The sequence below is a fragment of the Mesorhizobium sp. L48C026A00 genome (assembly GCF_000502375.1).
GTDB classification, from domain to species: Bacteria; Pseudomonadota; Alphaproteobacteria; order Rhizobiales; family Rhizobiaceae; genus Mesorhizobium; species Mesorhizobium muleiense.
This window is the reverse complement of the sequence record NZ_AYWU01000005.1, coordinates 294859-308393: the sequence shown is the minus strand read 5'-3', so window position 1 is coordinate 308393 and position 13535 is coordinate 294859. Positions and strand designations below refer to the sequence as shown.

At 63.2% G+C, this 13535-nt stretch carries 17 protein-coding genes and 1 tRNA gene; 13 read left to right on the top strand and 5 right to left on the bottom strand.

Annotated elements, in window-relative coordinates:
* The first annotated feature begins 6 nt into the window (after positions 1 to 6).
* The 3 genes from X738_RS53820 to X738_RS53810 are packed head-to-tail and all read left to right on the top strand — an operon-like array spanning position 7 to position 2869.
* On the top strand, positions 7 to 1173 hold the full coding sequence (locus X738_RS53820; RefSeq protein WP_023798399.1) for an ABC transporter permease: 1167 nt from the start codon (positions 7 to 9) through the stop codon (positions 1171 to 1173).
* Complete coding sequence (locus X738_RS53815; protein ID WP_023798398.1) at positions 1170 to 2108, top strand: ABC transporter ATP-binding protein; 939 nt, start codon at positions 1170 to 1172, stop codon at positions 2106 to 2108. The genes X738_RS53820 and X738_RS53815 overlap by 4 nt, the downstream gene beginning before the upstream one ends.
* Entirely contained in the window at positions 2105 to 2869 is a 765-nt protein-coding gene (locus X738_RS53810) for an ABC transporter permease (protein ID WP_023798397.1), read from the top strand. The genes X738_RS53815 and X738_RS53810 overlap by 4 nt, the downstream gene beginning before the upstream one ends.
* Before the next feature lie 10 nt (positions 2870 to 2879).
* On the opposite strand, the gene X738_RS53805 is transcribed toward X738_RS53810, so the two are convergent.
* Together X738_RS53805 and X738_RS53800 are read right to left on the bottom strand one after the other, a co-directional pair.
* A complete protein-coding gene (locus X738_RS53805; RefSeq protein WP_023798396.1) occupies positions 2880 to 3083 on the bottom strand; it encodes a type II toxin-antitoxin system HicA family toxin in 204 nt (67 codons plus the stop codon).
* The gene (locus tag X738_RS53800) at positions 3080 to 3280 is read right to left on the bottom strand and encodes a type II toxin-antitoxin system HicB family antitoxin (RefSeq protein ID WP_023798395.1); all 201 of its coding nucleotides are present in this window, start codon (positions 3278 to 3280) and stop codon (positions 3080 to 3082) included. The genes X738_RS53805 and X738_RS53800 overlap by 4 nt, the downstream gene beginning before the upstream one ends.
* Positions 3281 to 3755: 475 nt before the next feature.
* On the opposite strand from X738_RS53800, the gene X738_RS53795 reads away from it, so the two are divergent.
* Positions 3756 to 5897, top strand: a complete 2142-nt coding sequence (locus X738_RS53795) for a sodium-translocating pyrophosphatase (RefSeq protein WP_023798393.1) — start codon at positions 3756 to 3758, stop codon at positions 5895 to 5897.
* A 293-nt stretch (positions 5898 to 6190) separates the two neighbouring features.
* Here the strand turns inward: X738_RS53795 and X738_RS53790 are convergent, their stop codons facing one another.
* On the bottom strand, positions 6191 to 6736 hold the full coding sequence (locus tag X738_RS53790) for an outer membrane protein assembly factor BamE (protein WP_023798392.1): 546 nt from the start codon (positions 6734 to 6736) through the stop codon (positions 6191 to 6193).
* A gap of 114 nt (positions 6737 to 6850) precedes the next feature.
* On the opposite strand from X738_RS53790, the gene X738_RS53785 reads away from it, so the two are divergent.
* The 5 genes from X738_RS53785 to X738_RS53765 all read left to right on the top strand — a co-directional run bounded on the left by X738_RS53785 (position 6851) and on the right by X738_RS53765 (position 10595).
* Entirely contained in the window at positions 6851 to 7393 is a 543-nt protein-coding gene (locus X738_RS53785) for a ubiquinol-cytochrome C chaperone family protein (RefSeq protein ID WP_023798391.1), read from the top strand.
* Between the two features lie 26 nt (positions 7394 to 7419).
* Entirely contained in the window at positions 7420 to 7983 is a 564-nt protein-coding gene (locus tag X738_RS53780) for a YceD family protein (RefSeq protein ID WP_023798390.1), read from the top strand.
* A gap of 131 nt (positions 7984 to 8114) precedes the next feature.
* Positions 8115 to 9185 (top strand): phosphate acyltransferase PlsX, encoded by a 1071-nt coding sequence (gene plsX / locus X738_RS53775; RefSeq protein WP_023798389.1) that lies wholly within the window; start codon positions 8115 to 8117, stop codon positions 9183 to 9185.
* Positions 9186 to 9194: 9 nt separating this feature from the next.
* On the top strand, positions 9195 to 10166 hold the full coding sequence (locus X738_RS53770; protein WP_023798388.1) for a beta-ketoacyl-ACP synthase III: 972 nt from the start codon (positions 9195 to 9197) through the stop codon (positions 10164 to 10166).
* 105 nt (positions 10167 to 10271) lie between these two features.
* A complete protein-coding gene (locus X738_RS53765; RefSeq protein WP_023798387.1) occupies positions 10272 to 10595 on the top strand; it encodes an integration host factor subunit alpha in 324 nt (107 codons plus the stop codon).
* On the opposite strand, the gene X738_RS84665 is transcribed toward X738_RS53765, so the two are convergent.
* Positions 10539 to 10793 (bottom strand): hypothetical protein, encoded by a 255-nt coding sequence (locus tag X738_RS84665; RefSeq protein ID WP_156942570.1) that lies wholly within the window; start codon positions 10791 to 10793, stop codon positions 10539 to 10541. The genes X738_RS53765 and X738_RS84665 overlap by 57 nt on opposite strands.
* Here X738_RS84665 and X738_RS53760 point away from each other — a divergent pair.
* Together X738_RS53760 and X738_RS53755 are read left to right on the top strand one after the other, a co-directional pair.
* Positions 10792 to 11334 carry a MerR family transcriptional regulator gene (locus X738_RS53760; RefSeq protein ID WP_023798386.1) on the top strand — a complete coding sequence of 181 codons (543 nt, stop codon included), beginning with the start codon at positions 10792 to 10794 and terminating at the stop codon, positions 11332 to 11334. The genes X738_RS84665 and X738_RS53760 overlap by 2 nt on opposite strands.
* 226 nt (positions 11335 to 11560) lie before the next feature.
* Entirely contained in the window at positions 11561 to 11899 is a 339-nt protein-coding gene (locus X738_RS53755; protein WP_023798385.1) for a hypothetical protein, read from the top strand.
* Between the two features lie 53 nt (positions 11900 to 11952).
* On the opposite strand, the gene X738_RS53750 is transcribed toward X738_RS53755, so the two are convergent.
* Positions 11953 to 12228, bottom strand: coding sequence for a hypothetical protein (locus tag X738_RS53750; protein WP_023798384.1), 276 nt, complete (start codon positions 12226 to 12228; stop codon positions 11953 to 11955).
* 453 nt (positions 12229 to 12681) lie between these two features.
* Here X738_RS53750 and X738_RS53745 point away from each other — a divergent pair, with 453 nt between their 5' ends.
* A complete protein-coding gene (locus X738_RS53745) occupies positions 12682 to 12969 on the top strand; it encodes a helix-turn-helix domain-containing protein (protein ID WP_023798383.1) in 288 nt (95 codons plus the stop codon).
* A gap of 175 nt (positions 12970 to 13144) precedes the next feature.
* A tRNA-Pro gene (locus tag X738_RS53740) sits at positions 13145 to 13221 on the top strand.
* Positions 13222 to 13535 lie beyond the last annotated feature (314 nt).

The following is a 13535-nucleotide window of genomic DNA, read 5'->3' as shown; positions in this document are numbered from 1 at the left end:
CGCGCCATGACTCTCCGCTTCGACAAGCTCGGCGTGGTCATCGCCGCGATCGTTGCCTATGCCGCCTTCGCCGCGCCCTTTGCCACCTTGCGCGCCAATCGCATCGTGCCGGGCGAGGCGCGCTCGATTGTTGAAGCGCTGCCGCCGACGCTGGGGCCGCTGCTGCTTGCAGTCGTCGTCGTTGCGGCGGTCGTCGCCTTGCTGAAAACGCCGCTGGTCCTGCGGCTGGCCGCCAGCGTGGTCGCGCTTGCCGCACTGGCGCTGCTGATCGGCGTCGCCGGCAGCTTCCTGACGCCTGAGGGCAACAGCTTTGCCCGCATCTCGCCGGCTTCGGGTTTCTGGCTGCTCATCTTCGCCTTTACGCTGTTGCTCGCCGATGGGCTGACGAGGCTGAACCTGTCGCCATCGGCGCGGATCGGCGTGCTCGTCGTCGCGGCAGCGGCGATCGGCCTGCTGCTGGTCTCGGGCAGCTGGAACAGTCTGTCGATCCTCAAGGAATACGCCAACCGTGCCGACAGTTTTTGGGCCGAAGGCTCCAAGCATGTGACGCTGGCGCTGGGCTCGCTGGCGGCGGCGGTGATAGCAGGCTTGCCGCTTGGCATCCTCTGCCACCGCGTCGAAAAATTGCGGGCCGGCGTGCTCAACGTGCTGAACATTATCCAGACCATTCCCTCGATCGCGCTGTTCGGCCTGTTGATCGCGCCGCTCGGCTGGGTCGCCACGCATGTGCCCGGCGCGGCCTCCCTCGGCATTCGCGGCATCGGCACCGCGCCCGCCTTCGTCGCCCTGTTCCTCTATTCGCTGCTGCCGGTGGTGGCCAACACCGTGGTCGGCCTTGCCGGTGTGCCGCGCGCCGCCAACGACGCCGCGCGCGGCATGGGCATGACCGAGCGCCAGCGCCTGTTCGGCGTCGAATTTCCACTGGCCTTCCCGGTGATCCTCACCGGCATCCGCATCGTGCTGGTGCAGAACATCGGCCTTGCCACCATTGCCGCGCTGATCGGCGGCGGCGGTTTCGGCGTGTTCGTGTTCCAGGGCGTTGGCCAGACGGCGATGGACCTGGTGCTGCTCGGCGCCGTGCCGACGGTGGCGCTGGCCTTTGCTGCCGCCATCATTCTCGACGCATTGATCGAAATGACCTCCACCCGGCGACGCGAGGCACAACCGGCATGATCGAGATCGAAGGCATTACCAAGCGCTATGACGCGATGATCGTCGTCGACGACGTGTCGATGGTGATCGAGCCGCGCACCATCGCCGTCATCGTCGGCACCTCCGGCTCCGGCAAGACGACGCTGCTGCGCATGATCAACCGGCTGGTCGAGCCGACCGCCGGCGTGATCAGGCTCGACGGCGCCGACAACCGCTCGTTGCCCGGCTACGAGCTGCGCCGCAGCATCGGTTACGCCATTCAGGGCCATGGGCTGTTTCCGCATCGCACCGTGGCACAGAACATCGCCACCGTGCCGGTGCTGCTTGGCTGGGACGCGGCCCGCACCAAGCGCCGTGTCGACGAGTTGATGACGCTCTACCAGCTCGATCCCCAGGCGTTCGGGCCACGCTATCCACACGAGCTCTCCGGCGGCCAGCAGCAGCGCGTCGGCGTCGCCAGGGCACTTGCCGCGGAGCCGAACGTGCTGTTGATGGACGAGCCGTTCGGCGCGCTCGACCCGATCATCCGCAACAAGGCGCAGGAGGACCTTCTGGCGATCCAGAAGCGCTTCGGCACCACCATCATCCTCGTCACCCATGACATGGAGGAGGCGGTGCGTATGGGCGACAAGATCGCGGTGATGGATGCCGGCAAGCTGGTGCAATATGCCAGGCCCGCCGAGATCCTGGCGAAGCCGGCCAGCGCCTTCGTCGAGACCCTGGTCGGCGCCAGCGAAAAACCGTTCAGGCTGCTGTCGCTCGGCCGGGTGCGCGACGCCGTGGAGACGGGCATCGCCGAAGGCGAGGCGATCCCCGCCGACGCCAGCCAGCGCGATGCGCTGGCCGAACTGTTGTGGTCGGGACGCCCGGCGCTGCCGGTGACAGGCGCGGATGGCAAGCCGCTCGGCCGCGTGACTGTGGATGGGCTGGTGAAACGCGCGGCGAGGCCGGCATGAAAGAGGCCGGTGTAAAAGCCTGGCTTCCGTCACTGCTCAGGCTTGCCCTGGTGGTGCTGCTCATTGCGTTCGTGACCAATCCGGGTTGGTTCGAGCCGCTGCTGAAGCCGCTGACCGAGAGCAACGCGCCGGCAATCTACAACCAGGGCAGCCTGTTGACGCTGACGCTGCTGCACCTGAGGACCGTGCTGATCGCGACGGTGGCGGCAACCATCGTTGCCGTGGCGCTCGCCATCCTGGTCACCCGGCCGGCCGGCGTCGAATTCCTGCCGCTGTCGCGCAGCCTGGTCAATATCGGCCAGACCTTTCCGCCGGTGGCGGTGCTGGCGCTGGCCGTGCCGGCCGTCGGCTTTGGCGAGAAGCCGACACTGATCGCGCTGTTTCTCTACGGCCTGCTGCCGATCTTCGAGAACGCGCTGACCGGGCTGACGACGCTGCCGGCCAATGTGGTCGAGGCGGCGCGCGGCGCCGGCATGACCGGCTGGCAAAGGCTGGTCAAGGTCGAGCTGCCGCTCACCGCGCCGATCATTCTCGGCGGTATCCGGCTTTCGGTGGTCATCAGCCTCGCCACCGCGACGATCGGCTCGACCGTGGCGGCCAGGACGCTCGGCGAGGTGATCATCGCCGGCCTGTTGTCCAACAATCTCGCCTTCGTCCTGCAGGGCGGGCTGATCGTCGCCGCGCTTGCCGTGCTGATCTATGACGGGCTGTCGGCGATCGAGCGCTATACCGCACGCCGCATGGGGCAGGAGACGGCGTAATTAGCAAAACTCAGATATCGCCTTCGCTCATCTCGGCCAGCGCCAAGAGATGTCGCAAGAGTCCTGTTTTGAGCGGCCTGTTGCCATGAACCGGGATCGAAAGGCGCACGATGCCTTCCTTGCCGTAGATGTGATGACTGCCGGCAACACGCAAAAGCTTCCAGCCTTGCCGCTCGATGGCACGCGCAAGCTCCTTGCCGGAAATGGACTTCAAACAGCGATTTCCATGACCCGGCCGGGTTCTGAAGTGAAAGATAGCGGCTCTACCGAGAGGCAGCCTTCGATTGCTTCACGCAAGTTCTCGACAAGTTCGTCCAAGGTTTCACCCTGGGTCGCGCAGCCGGGAATTGCCGGCACTTCGGCCCAGTAGCCACCTTCTTCGGCTTCGTGAATGATCGCCTTGAACTTCATCGGTCATCTCCAACTCCACCCTGAAGATAGGCTGCGCCGCCGATATTTGCAAAGCTGCATGAGCGCTGTCTATCTGCAAGTTCTGCCTGCCTGATCAGGCTCGCGACGGGTGTGGCAGTCCAACGTCTGCAACGGCCAGCAGAAGACTTTCATGTTCTACATGACCACGCTGGCGGTGCCGATCTTCGCCGTCAGGCTGGACTGCGACCTGCGCAAAGGCTGACAACCGCCAGCCGATTTCAATCGATCTGATCGGGTGGCGGCGCTGGCGAGCGTGTTGCCGCCCATTGCTTTTGGGCGAAGGCCGGGGCTTTTGAGCGAAAGCCGGGCAAAAACCGAACAATATCTTGACGTTCGCAGCCCTGTTTCGCATAAGCCGATGCGAGGGGAGCGGATTCGGCGCGCGGAATCCGCTCCCTGTCTCAACGGCCCAGGGAGGGGTTCTTTTGGGTCATCAATCGAGGAAAATCCGGCAATGACCATAATTTTAGCTGTCATCGCCTGCGGTCTGCTTTCAGTCCTTTACGCCATCTGGGCGACAAAATCGGTCCTCGCGGCCGATCAGGGCAATGCACGCATGCAGGAAATTTCCGCGGCCATCCGCGAAGGCGCGCAGGCCTATCTGGCGCGCCAGTACACCACCATCGCCATCGTCGGCGTCGTGGTCCTGCTGCTCGCCTGGTGGCTGCTTTCGATCACCGCCGCCATCGGCTTCCTGATCGGCGCCGTTCTGTCGGGCGCCGCCGGCTTCATCGGCATGCACGTCTCGGTGCGCGCCAATGTGCGCACCGCGCAGGCGGCCTCCAACAGCCTCGCAGCCGGCCTCGAGATCGCCTTCAAGTCGGGCGCCATCACCGGCATGCTGGTCGCTGGCCTGGCCCTGCTCGGCGTCTCGATCTATTATCTGATCCTCACCCAATTCATCGGCCTCCAGCCCAACGACCGCGTCGTCATCGACTCGCTGGTTTCGCTCGGCTTCGGCGCCTCGCTGATCTCGATCTTCGCCCGTCTCGGCGGCGGCATCTTCACCAAGGGCGCCGACGTCGGCGGCGATCTCGTCGGCAAGGTCGAAGCCGGCATTCCCGAAGACGATCCGCGCAACCCGGCCACCATCGCCGACAATGTCGGCGACAATGTCGGCGACTGCGCCGGCATGGCCGCCGACCTGTTCGAGACCTATGCGGTGACCGTGGTCGCCACCATGGTCCTCGCCGCCATCTTCTTCGGCGGCACCGCCGTTCTCAGCGCCACGATGCTCTATCCGCTGGCCATCTGCGGCGCCTGCATCCTGACCTCCATCGTCGGCACCTTCTTCGTCAAGCTCGGCTCCAACGGCTCGATCATGGGCGCGCTCTATAAGGGCCTGATCGTCACCGGCCTGCTGTCGATCGTCGGCCTCGGCATCGCCACCTCGGCAACGCTGGGCTGGGGCGAGATCGGCACGGTCGCCGGCATGGCCATCACCGGCGCGAACCTGTTCATGTGCGGCCTGATCGGTCTCGCGGTGACCGGCCTCATCGTGGTGATCACCGAATACTACACCGGCACCGACAAACGCCCGGTGAACTCCATCGCCCAGGCCTCGGTCACCGGTCACGGCACCAACGTCATCCAGGGCCTTGCGGTCTCGCTGGAATCGACGGCACTTCCGGCGATCGTCATCGTCGGCGGCATCATATCGACCTACCAGCTCGCCGGCCTCTACGGCACGGCGATCGCGGTCACCACGATGCTCGGCCTTGCCGGCATGATCGTTGCGCTCGACGCCTTCGGCCCGGTCACCGACAATGCCGGCGGCATTGCCGAAATGGCCGGCCTGCCCAAGGAAGTACGCCAGTCGACCGATGCGCTCGATGCCGTCGGCAACACCACCAAGGCGGTGACCAAGGGTTACGCCATCGGTTCGGCCGGTCTCGGCGCGCTGGTGCTGTTTGCGGCTTACTCCAACGACCTGAAGTTCTTTGCCGCCAATGGCGACAAATACCCTTACTTCCAGGGCATGGGCGACGTCTCTTTCGACCTCTCCAACCCTTATGTCGTCGCCGGTCTGATCTTCGGCGGTCTGATTCCGTATCTGTTCGGCGGCATCGCCATGACGGCTGTCGGCCGTGCGGCGGGCGCCATCGTCGAGGAGGTGCGCAAGCAGTTCCGCGAGGATCCGGGCATCATGGCCGGCACCTCGAAGCCGAACTATGCGCGTGCGGTCGATCTTCTGACCAAGGCGGCGATCCGGGAAATGATCATTCCATCGCTGCTGCCGGTGCTGGCGCCGCTGGTCGTCTATTTCGGCGTGCTGCTGATCTCGGGCTCGAAGGCGTCCGCCTTTGCAGCACTTGGCGCCTCGCTGCTCGGCGTCATCGTCAACGGCCTGTTCGTCGCCATCTCGATGACCTCTGGCGGCGGCGCCTGGGACAATGCAAAAAAATCGTTCGAGGACGGCTTTACCGACAAGGACGGCGTCAAGCATCTCAAGGGCTCCGAGGCGCACAAGGCCTCGGTGACCGGCGACACGGTTGGCGATCCCTACAAGGACACCGCCGGTCCGGCAGTCAACCCGGCGATCAAGATCACCAACATCGTCGCCCTGCTGCTGCTGGCCGTGCTCGCGCACGGCTGAGGCGGCTTGGCCTTCCGAGGCCGAGATCCACAACCGAACCCGCGGGAGCGATCCCGCGGGTTCGTCTATTTTGGACGCCCAGCATCAGGGAATTGACGCCCGTGACAGCTCCAAAAGCTCGCGTTCAAGTCGTCTGCGGCCCGCAGCCTGCGACAATGGCTTTCTGTCTCAAAACAAAAACCCGCAGGATCGCTCCCGCGGGTTTTCGGTCGCCTGAGATGTTGCTGCTTCCCCTCGAAGTTAATAAGAAGGGAAGCAAAAAAAGGATGAGAAGCCGATTCTGCCGGGATTGATCAGGTGCCGGGCGAGGCGCCGCCGCCGCCGCCGGGGAGGCCAGGCGCCAGCTTGCTGGCGCCGCCCATGATCTGGCTGAGGAAGTTCTGGTCCTTGCCGCCGGTCGGCGTGGTCCGCGAGATGAAGTCGAACACCTTGCCGTCCTTCAGGCCGTAATTGGCGATCTGGGTAACGCGCCCGTCCTCGCCGAAATAGACGGCCAGCACCTTCTGGTCGACCAGCCTCGGCTTGTCGAAGGCGACGTAACGCTTGCGCGTCTGTGAGATGTAGTAGAAGGCCTCGTTGTCGAAAGTCGCCTTGGTCGACGGGGTGCCGAGCGCCAGAAGCACCTGTTCGCGGCTCGAGCCGACCGGCACCAGGTCGATTGCCTGCTGGTCGATGACGTAGCCCTGCGTCAGCGTCTCGCTCGGATTGAGATCACCGATCATCTTCGACGAGTTGCAGCCGCAAAGCGCCGAAGCGACCACCAGCAGCGAGATCGCGCCGGCGGATCTCGGAAAAGCGGACCTGGGCAGAAAAGTCGACTTGATTTTCAGCGCGCGCAACTACAACTCCATTAGCTGGCCGCAACTTGCGCTGGGCCGCAAAACCGGTAAACCAGCTTGCTCGCCGATGCAACAAGGCCAATTCAACAAACGGTCCCCGGGAGACCACCCTCAATGTTCCAGCGCCTTTTTGGTCGCGAACGTCACGCCAACCGCGCTATCACCGAGGCGCTTTACGCACAAATCGTGGCAGCGGCGCGGCAAACCGTGTTTTATTCCGACTGGGATGTCCCGGACACGCCGCTTGGCCGCTTCGAGATGCTGTCGCTGCACATGTTCCTGTTCCAGCACCGGCTGCGCGGCGAGGGTGGTGTTGCCGGGGAGGTCGCGCAGGTGCTGATCGACGAGTTCTTCATGGATGTCGAGCATTCGCTGCGCGAACTCGGTATCGGCGACGTCGGCGTGCCGAAGCGCATGAAGAAACTGGCAAAGATGTTTTATGGCCGCACCGCCGCCTATGACGATGCGCTGGAACGAAACGACCATGACGCACTCGTCGCGGCGCTTGCCCGCAATGTCAGGCCCGATGCCGGCATCTGGCCGCAGGCGACGCGTCTGGCCGGCTACGTCGCCGATGTCTCCAGGCGACTCGCGGAACAGCCGACCGAATCGATTGTTTCCGGCACTGTGGCATTCCCCGCGGCCAAACCTATTTAAGAAAACAAGCCTATTTAAAGGAAAATATGAAACACGCCGATTCCCAGAGCCCCGATCGCCAGAGCCCCGTGTCCTTCGTGGCCAACGTCGCCCGGCTGCCGCAAAAGGGACTGCCGGTGCTAATCGAGGCCGACGCCGCGCAGCGCGCCGCGCTGGCAGGCGAGCACGAGTTGCTGTCGGTCGAGAACTATCGCGCCGAACTGCTGGTGGCGCCATGGAAGCGCAACGGCGTCAAGGTCAGCGGCCGCGTCGAGGCCGATATCACCCAGGCCTGCATCGTCACCCTGGACCCGATCGAGGCGCATATCGACGAGGCGGTCGACGCACTGTTCCTGCCGGAGCAGTCGAAGCTCGGGCGGCAGGGTTTCGAGGGCGGTGGCGAGATAATGCTCGATGCCGAAGGGCCGGACAGCCCGGAAACATTTTCCGGCAATTCAATCGATGTCGGGGCGCTCGCCGAACAGTTCTTTGGACTGGCGATCGATCCCTATCCGCGCAAGCAAGGCGTTTCGATGGAGGCTGCCGACGATGCCGGGACTGCGGAAAGCGAATTTCAGCAAAAGCTGCGTTCCCTGCTGGGGAAATCCTGAAAACCCGACCCAATCGGAGAAAGCCGGTTGTGCGGCAGCCCAAAAACGCTATTTTCGCCGAACCCTCGCGAGCCCCAAACCCGTTGCCAGCGCCAGGCGCTCGCTCAAGCAAACTGTGAGATGAACACCGCGTGATCAGGATTTCCATCGATGCCATGGGCGGCGATCACGGACCAAGCGTGGTCATCCCGGCGCTCATGACGGTCGCGACCCGGCGTCCCGACATCCGCTTCGTCATCTATGGTCGCGAGGAGGCAGTGCGCCCCGAACTCGCAAAGCTGCCCAAGCTGGCGGAAGTGAGCGAGTTCATCCACTGCGAGATAGCAGTCCGGATGGACGACAAGCCGAGCCAGGCGCTGCGCCATGGCCGCTGGAAGTCGTCGATGTGGAAAGCGGTCGAGGCGGTCAAGGCAGGCACTGCCGACGCCTGCATCTCGGCCGGCAACACCGGCGCGCTGATGGCGATGTCGAGATTCTGCCTCCGCACCATGGCGACCATCGACCGTCCGGCGATCGCGGCGCTGTGGCCGACATTGCGTGGGGAAAGCGTGGTGCTGGACGTCGGCGCCACCATCGGCGCGGATGCGCATCAACTGGTTGATTTTGCCATTCTGGGCACTGGCATGGCGCGCTCGGTTTTCGGCATCGAACGGCCGAGCGTCGGTCTGCTCAATGTCGGCGTCGAGGAGATCAAGGGCCAGGAAGAGGTCAAGGAGGCGGGCCGCATGTTGCGCGAGGCCAACATGGCCTCGATGAACTACCATGGTTTCGTCGAGGGCGACGACATCGGCAAGGGCACGGTCGACGTGGTCGTCACCGAAGGATTTGCCGGCAACATCGCGCTGAAGACGGCGGAAGGCACGGTACGGCAGATCGCCGGTTACCTGCGCGCCGCGATGGACCGCACGCTGATGGCCAGGATCGGCTATGTATTCGCCAAGGGCGCCTTCGATCGCCTGCGCGAAAAGATGGATGTCGGCCGCTCCAACGGCGGGGTTTTCCTGGGTCTGAACGGCGTCGTGGTGAAAAGCCATGGCGGCGCCGATTCGGACGGCTTCGCGGCGGCGATCGAGCTTGGCTACGACATGGTGCGCAACAATCTGCTCGATCGCATCGAAGCCGATCTTGATCTGTTCCATGCGCGCAATCCGCATGCCCAGACATCCAGGAAATCCGACGTCGTTGCCGACGCAGAGGAATAGGAAAGAGCCTTGATCAGATCAGTCGTGCGCGGCACAGGCTCCGCGCTGCCCCGCCGCATCATGAAGAATGCCGATTTCGAAGGCATGGTCGAGACGTCAGACGCATGGATTGCCCAGCGCACCGGCATCCGCCAGCGCCATATCGCGGCCGACGACGAGACGACGGCTTCGCTCGGCGAGGCGGCGGCGCGCGCAGCCCTCGACAATGCCGGCCTGACGCCGGCCGATATCGACCTGATCGTGCTGGCGACCTCGACGCCCAACAACACCTTTCCGGCGACCGCCGTCGACATCCAGAACCGGCTCGGCATGCATCACGGCTTCGCCTTTGACATGCAGGCGGTGTGCTCGGGCTTCGTCTACGCGGTGACGACGGCCGACCTCTATATCCGCGGCGGCCTGGCCAAACGCGTGCTGGTGATCGGCTCCGAAACCTTTTCGCGCATCCTCGACTGGAGCGATCGCTCGACCTGCGTGCTGTTTGGCGACGGCGCCGGCGCGATGGTGCTGGAAGCAGGCGAGGGGGCGGGCGGCATTGCCGACCACGGCGTGCTGGCTGCCAGCCTGCGCTCCGACGGGGCTCACAAGGACAAGCTGTTCGTCGACGGTGGAGCGTCAACCACCGGAACGGTGGGCCATCTCAGGATGGAAGGCCGCGAAGTGTTCAAGCACGCGGTCGGCATGATCACCGACGTCATCGAAGCGACGTTCTCAGCTGCCGGGATCACCGCTGAAGATCTCGACTGGTTCGTCCCGCATCAGGCCAACAAGCGGATTATCGACGCTTCCGCCAGGAAGCTCGGGATAGCGGAACAAAAGGTGGTGGTTACCGTCGATTTGCACGGTAACACCTCGGCTGCTTCGGTGCCGCTGGCGCTGTCGGTGGCGGTCGCCGACGGCCGCATCAAGAAGGGTGATCTGGTGCTGATCGAGGCGATGGGCGGCGGCTTCACCTGGGGCGCGGTCCTGGTTCGCTGGTAAGTGCCGAACGGACCGGTTCGGTCCTTGACCTTGCCGGATCAATTACTTAGGCTCTATCTTTGCTTATATAGAGTTATGTTTTTTGAGCTGATGGGGACGGTTCGCATGGGGGGAAAGACACTTACGCGCGCCGATCTTGCTGAAGCCGTTTATCGCAAGGTTGGCCTGTCGCGTACTGAATCGGCCGAGCTCGTCGAAGCGGTTCTGGACGAGATCTGCGAGGCGATCGTTCGCGGCGAGACGGTGAAATTGTCGTCGTTCGCAACCTTCCATGTCCGCTCCAAGAACGAGCGCATCGGGCGCAACCCCAAAACCGGCGAGGAAGTGCCGATCCTGCCGCGCCGCGTGATGACCTTCAAATCGTCGAATGTGCTAAAGAACCGCATCCTGCGCGCGCACCAGATCAGCAAGGCCAAGGGCAGCAAATAGCACCTGCGCTTCAAAGCCCGGTTGAAAACGGTCGCCTGCTTTGACGCCGGGCTTGAATATTGTTTCATAAACCGCTGAAATAAGGCTCGATTCGGCACAACAAGCCGGATCGGAATGACTCTTTGTTGAGCATGATCCTGGCCGAAAACCGTTTTCCCACTTTTCGGGACCATGCTCCAGCGTGAGGATTTCGCCCATGGACAAGAGCCCCGACGCTTTCCGCACCATCAGCGAGGTCGCAGAAGATCTCGACCTGCCGCAGCATGTGCTGCGTTTTTGGGAAACGCGCTTCAACCAGATCAAGCCGATGAAGCGCGGCGGTGGCCGCCGCTACTACCGGCCGCAGGATGTCGAACTGATCAAGGGCATCCGCCACATGCTCTACGATCAGGGATACACGATCAAGGGTGTGCAGAAGCTGTTGCGCGAGAACGGCAATCATTTCCTGGTCGCCATCGGCAATGGCGACATGGCGGCCGTCGAGGCGATCTCGCAGCGCCGGCAGGCCGATGCGGTGCCGTTGACGCCGGCGGCCCAGCCGCGCGGCGCCGATGACGAGATGCTGGTCGGCGAGCCCAAGGTGAAACCCAGCCGGCGCTTTTTCGGCCTGGGCAAGACCGAGGAAGAAGGCCCGGTGCAGCCGGGCACGTCGAAACTCTCGCGCGACAATCGCGCTTTGCTGCAGGAGGCGCTGTTCGACCTTCTGGAATGCAAGCGCCTGCTCGATCAGGTGCGCTAGTCTAGCGCATGGCCCCGAAAAATGCGCAAAAAATGCTGCAGACACCTTGCGCCTCCGATAGGACGCGCCGCGCTGTAGTGCATGTTGGGATAGCGACTGCATAGAACTTCACGCGGGTCGCATGAATCCCTTCTGACGCGACGCGCTCTGGGCCCCGATCGGTCGCGGCAAAAACCGGAACCGGTTTTGCGATCGTGCGTTCCTTCGCAAAAGAAGGAAGCCTGTCATGGTATCATTTTCGACCCTCTCCGACATCGATCTTGAAAAACAGGTCGCGGCTCTCTCCAGGGAACTGGCGGCGTTGAGGAAAGCCGTTTCCAGGCGCGGCAGCGCCTATTACGAGGACGGGCGTGACACCGCGTCGGACTATTACTCGGACCTCGCCGAGCGTTTCAGTGACGCTCTGCCTGCGATCAGGAGGCATGGCAGGGTGATAGAGAAGACAGCCCGCGATCATCCCGCGACAGCCGCCGCAGTCGGTCTGGTTGTGGTCGGGCTCGTCGCCAGCCTGTTCCTCAGCCGCCAGCAGAAAACGTCGCGGACGAGATCGAGATCGGCACGTTGAGCCAAGAAAATGGCGGCGCGGACGGTCGCCATTTTCGTTGACCAAAAGGTCGATCAGCGCGCGAGCTTGAGCTTGTTCTTCGGGCTGACCTGCGCGGTCTGGCTGCATTTGCCGTAGACGGTGCCGTTGGAGTCGGTGGCGTCCGTATAAGTACCCTTGCAGTCGAGCTGCAGCACCAGGCAGTGACCCGCGCCCTTGCAAACCGCGCCGCCGCCGCTCGGATGCGTGCCGTTGGCGAAGGCCGAGCCCGGCAGTGAAATCGAGCCGAAGGCCGAGACGACGATGGCAGCGGCGAGCGACAGGCGCTTGAAGTTCGAGATGTTGGTCATTTGAGCATTTCCTTCTCTTGATCGAGGATCGCCGTCAGGGCGTCCTTCCGGTTGGGACCGCCTTTGTGGCGTCCATGCCGTGTTGGTGCGGCCCGGAGAGAAAAGGTTCACGCGTCGGTTCAAGAAAATTCGCAGCCCCCTGACGCGTTCAGCGTGCTCCTGCCGCTGAGGTTCGATCCGCTCAAAACGGCTGACGGGCCAGCGACAGCCGCTTGACAAGGGAGCGGCTCAGAACCGTCGAACAATTCGGCGATCGGCCAGTCAAAGACCCCGATCGAGATGACGGTCCCGTGCCGCTGCCGCCGAGGCCTGTGCCGGGCTGCGCCGATCGGAATCACGATGCCGTGACGGCGTTTTTGGCGCTTGGCAAATCACCATCGAGAGGGCATTCTCTGCGCCGTCTCAGGCAACTTCTTGATTTGATCAAACTCTTTAAATCCACGGAGTTGCCAAATGCCCCAAATAGCAACAAGCGAAGCTTTTTCCGAACTGTCGGCGACCGAAGCTGCGCCCGACCACAGCGCCCTTAAGGCCATCCGAGAAACCAGGGGATACAGCATGGAAGAGCTGTCCCTGACGTGCGGACTGTCGGTCGATGAGATCGCCGACATCGAGAACGGCAGGAATGCCGATTTGTCGAAGCTCAGGCGAATAGCCTCTGCGCTCCGGCTTCCGGAAAGCGCGCTGATCGATACGGCCGCGCTGACACAATCCGTGGAAAATCCAAGACCCGTCTCATAGCAGCGACGCCAGAGGATCAAGCCAACAAGCGAGGTGTGTTCTGGATTTGAAGTTCCTGAATGCTGACGACATCCACCAGAGCAGGAACTTCAAATCCACCATGCCGGGCATCGGCGTGATGGCCGCCGAATTCGGTTGACCCGAACCGCGTTATCACGATACATCGCGACCGGTCCGGAGTGTAGCGCAGCCCGGTAGCGCACTTGACTGGGGGTCAAGGGGTCGTCGGTTCGAATCCGGCCACTCCGACCAAATAAGCCCTTAGAACCCTAAGGCTTATTTGAAATCCGGGGAAACTAGCTGAGCCGCGAAAACGAGAAATTGGGGCCTTTCTGGCCCCTTTCCTTTTCTGGGCCGTGCCAGTCTAGGGCCATGCCGCCCGAATCGCGCCGTGAACGGGCCGACGATCGGCGGCCAAGCGCTGATCGACAGGCTCGAATCAGATCACGGATCGATGCATCAGGATCTGGTCGGGCTGTTTGGCTGCTCAAATGCAAGGCCGAAGGCCGCGACCGCCGCCCGGTGTTCTTCACGTTCATTCCCGACGACAAAGGCCAGCAGCGAGA

Bases quoted from the DNA above. Each gene is read 5' to 3' on its own strand.
- X738_RS53760 (WP_023798386.1), top strand. From the start codon at position 10,792: ATGGACAAGAGCCCCGACGCTTTCCGCACCATCAGCGAGGTCGCAGAA.
- X738_RS53810 (WP_023798397.1), top strand. From the start codon at position 2,105: ATGAAAGAGGCCGGTGTAAAAGCCTGGCTTCCGTCACTGCTCAGGCTT.
- X738_RS53820 (WP_023798399.1), top strand. From the start codon at position 7: ATGACTCTCCGCTTCGACAAGCTCGGCGTGGTCATCGCCGCGATCGTT.
- X738_RS53745 (WP_023798383.1), top strand. From the start codon at position 12,682: ATGCCCCAAATAGCAACAAGCGAAGCTTTTTCCGAACTGTCGGCGACC.
- X738_RS53795 (WP_023798393.1), top strand. From the start codon at position 3,756: ATGACCATAATTTTAGCTGTCATCGCCTGCGGTCTGCTTTCAGTCCTT.
- X738_RS53815 (WP_023798398.1), top strand. From the start codon at position 1,170: ATGATCGAGATCGAAGGCATTACCAAGCGCTATGACGCGATGATCGTC.
- X738_RS53765 (WP_023798387.1), top strand. From the start codon at position 10,272: ATGGGGGGAAAGACACTTACGCGCGCCGATCTTGCTGAAGCCGTTTAT.
- X738_RS53780 (WP_023798390.1), top strand. From the start codon at position 7,420: ATGAAACACGCCGATTCCCAGAGCCCCGATCGCCAGAGCCCCGTGTCC.
- X738_RS53750 (WP_023798384.1), bottom strand. From the start codon at position 12,228: ATGACCAACATCTCGAACTTCAAGCGCCTGTCGCTCGCCGCTGCCATC.
- X738_RS84665 (WP_156942570.1), bottom strand. From the start codon at position 10,793: ATGGGCGAAATCCTCACGCTGGAGCATGGTCCCGAAAAGTGGGAAAAC.
- X738_RS53785 (WP_023798391.1), top strand. From the start codon at position 6,851: ATGTTCCAGCGCCTTTTTGGTCGCGAACGTCACGCCAACCGCGCTATC.
- X738_RS53800 (WP_023798395.1), bottom strand. From the start codon at position 3,280: ATGAAGTTCAAGGCGATCATTCACGAAGCCGAAGAAGGTGGCTACTGG.
- X738_RS53755 (WP_023798385.1), top strand. From the start codon at position 11,561: ATGGTATCATTTTCGACCCTCTCCGACATCGATCTTGAAAAACAGGTC.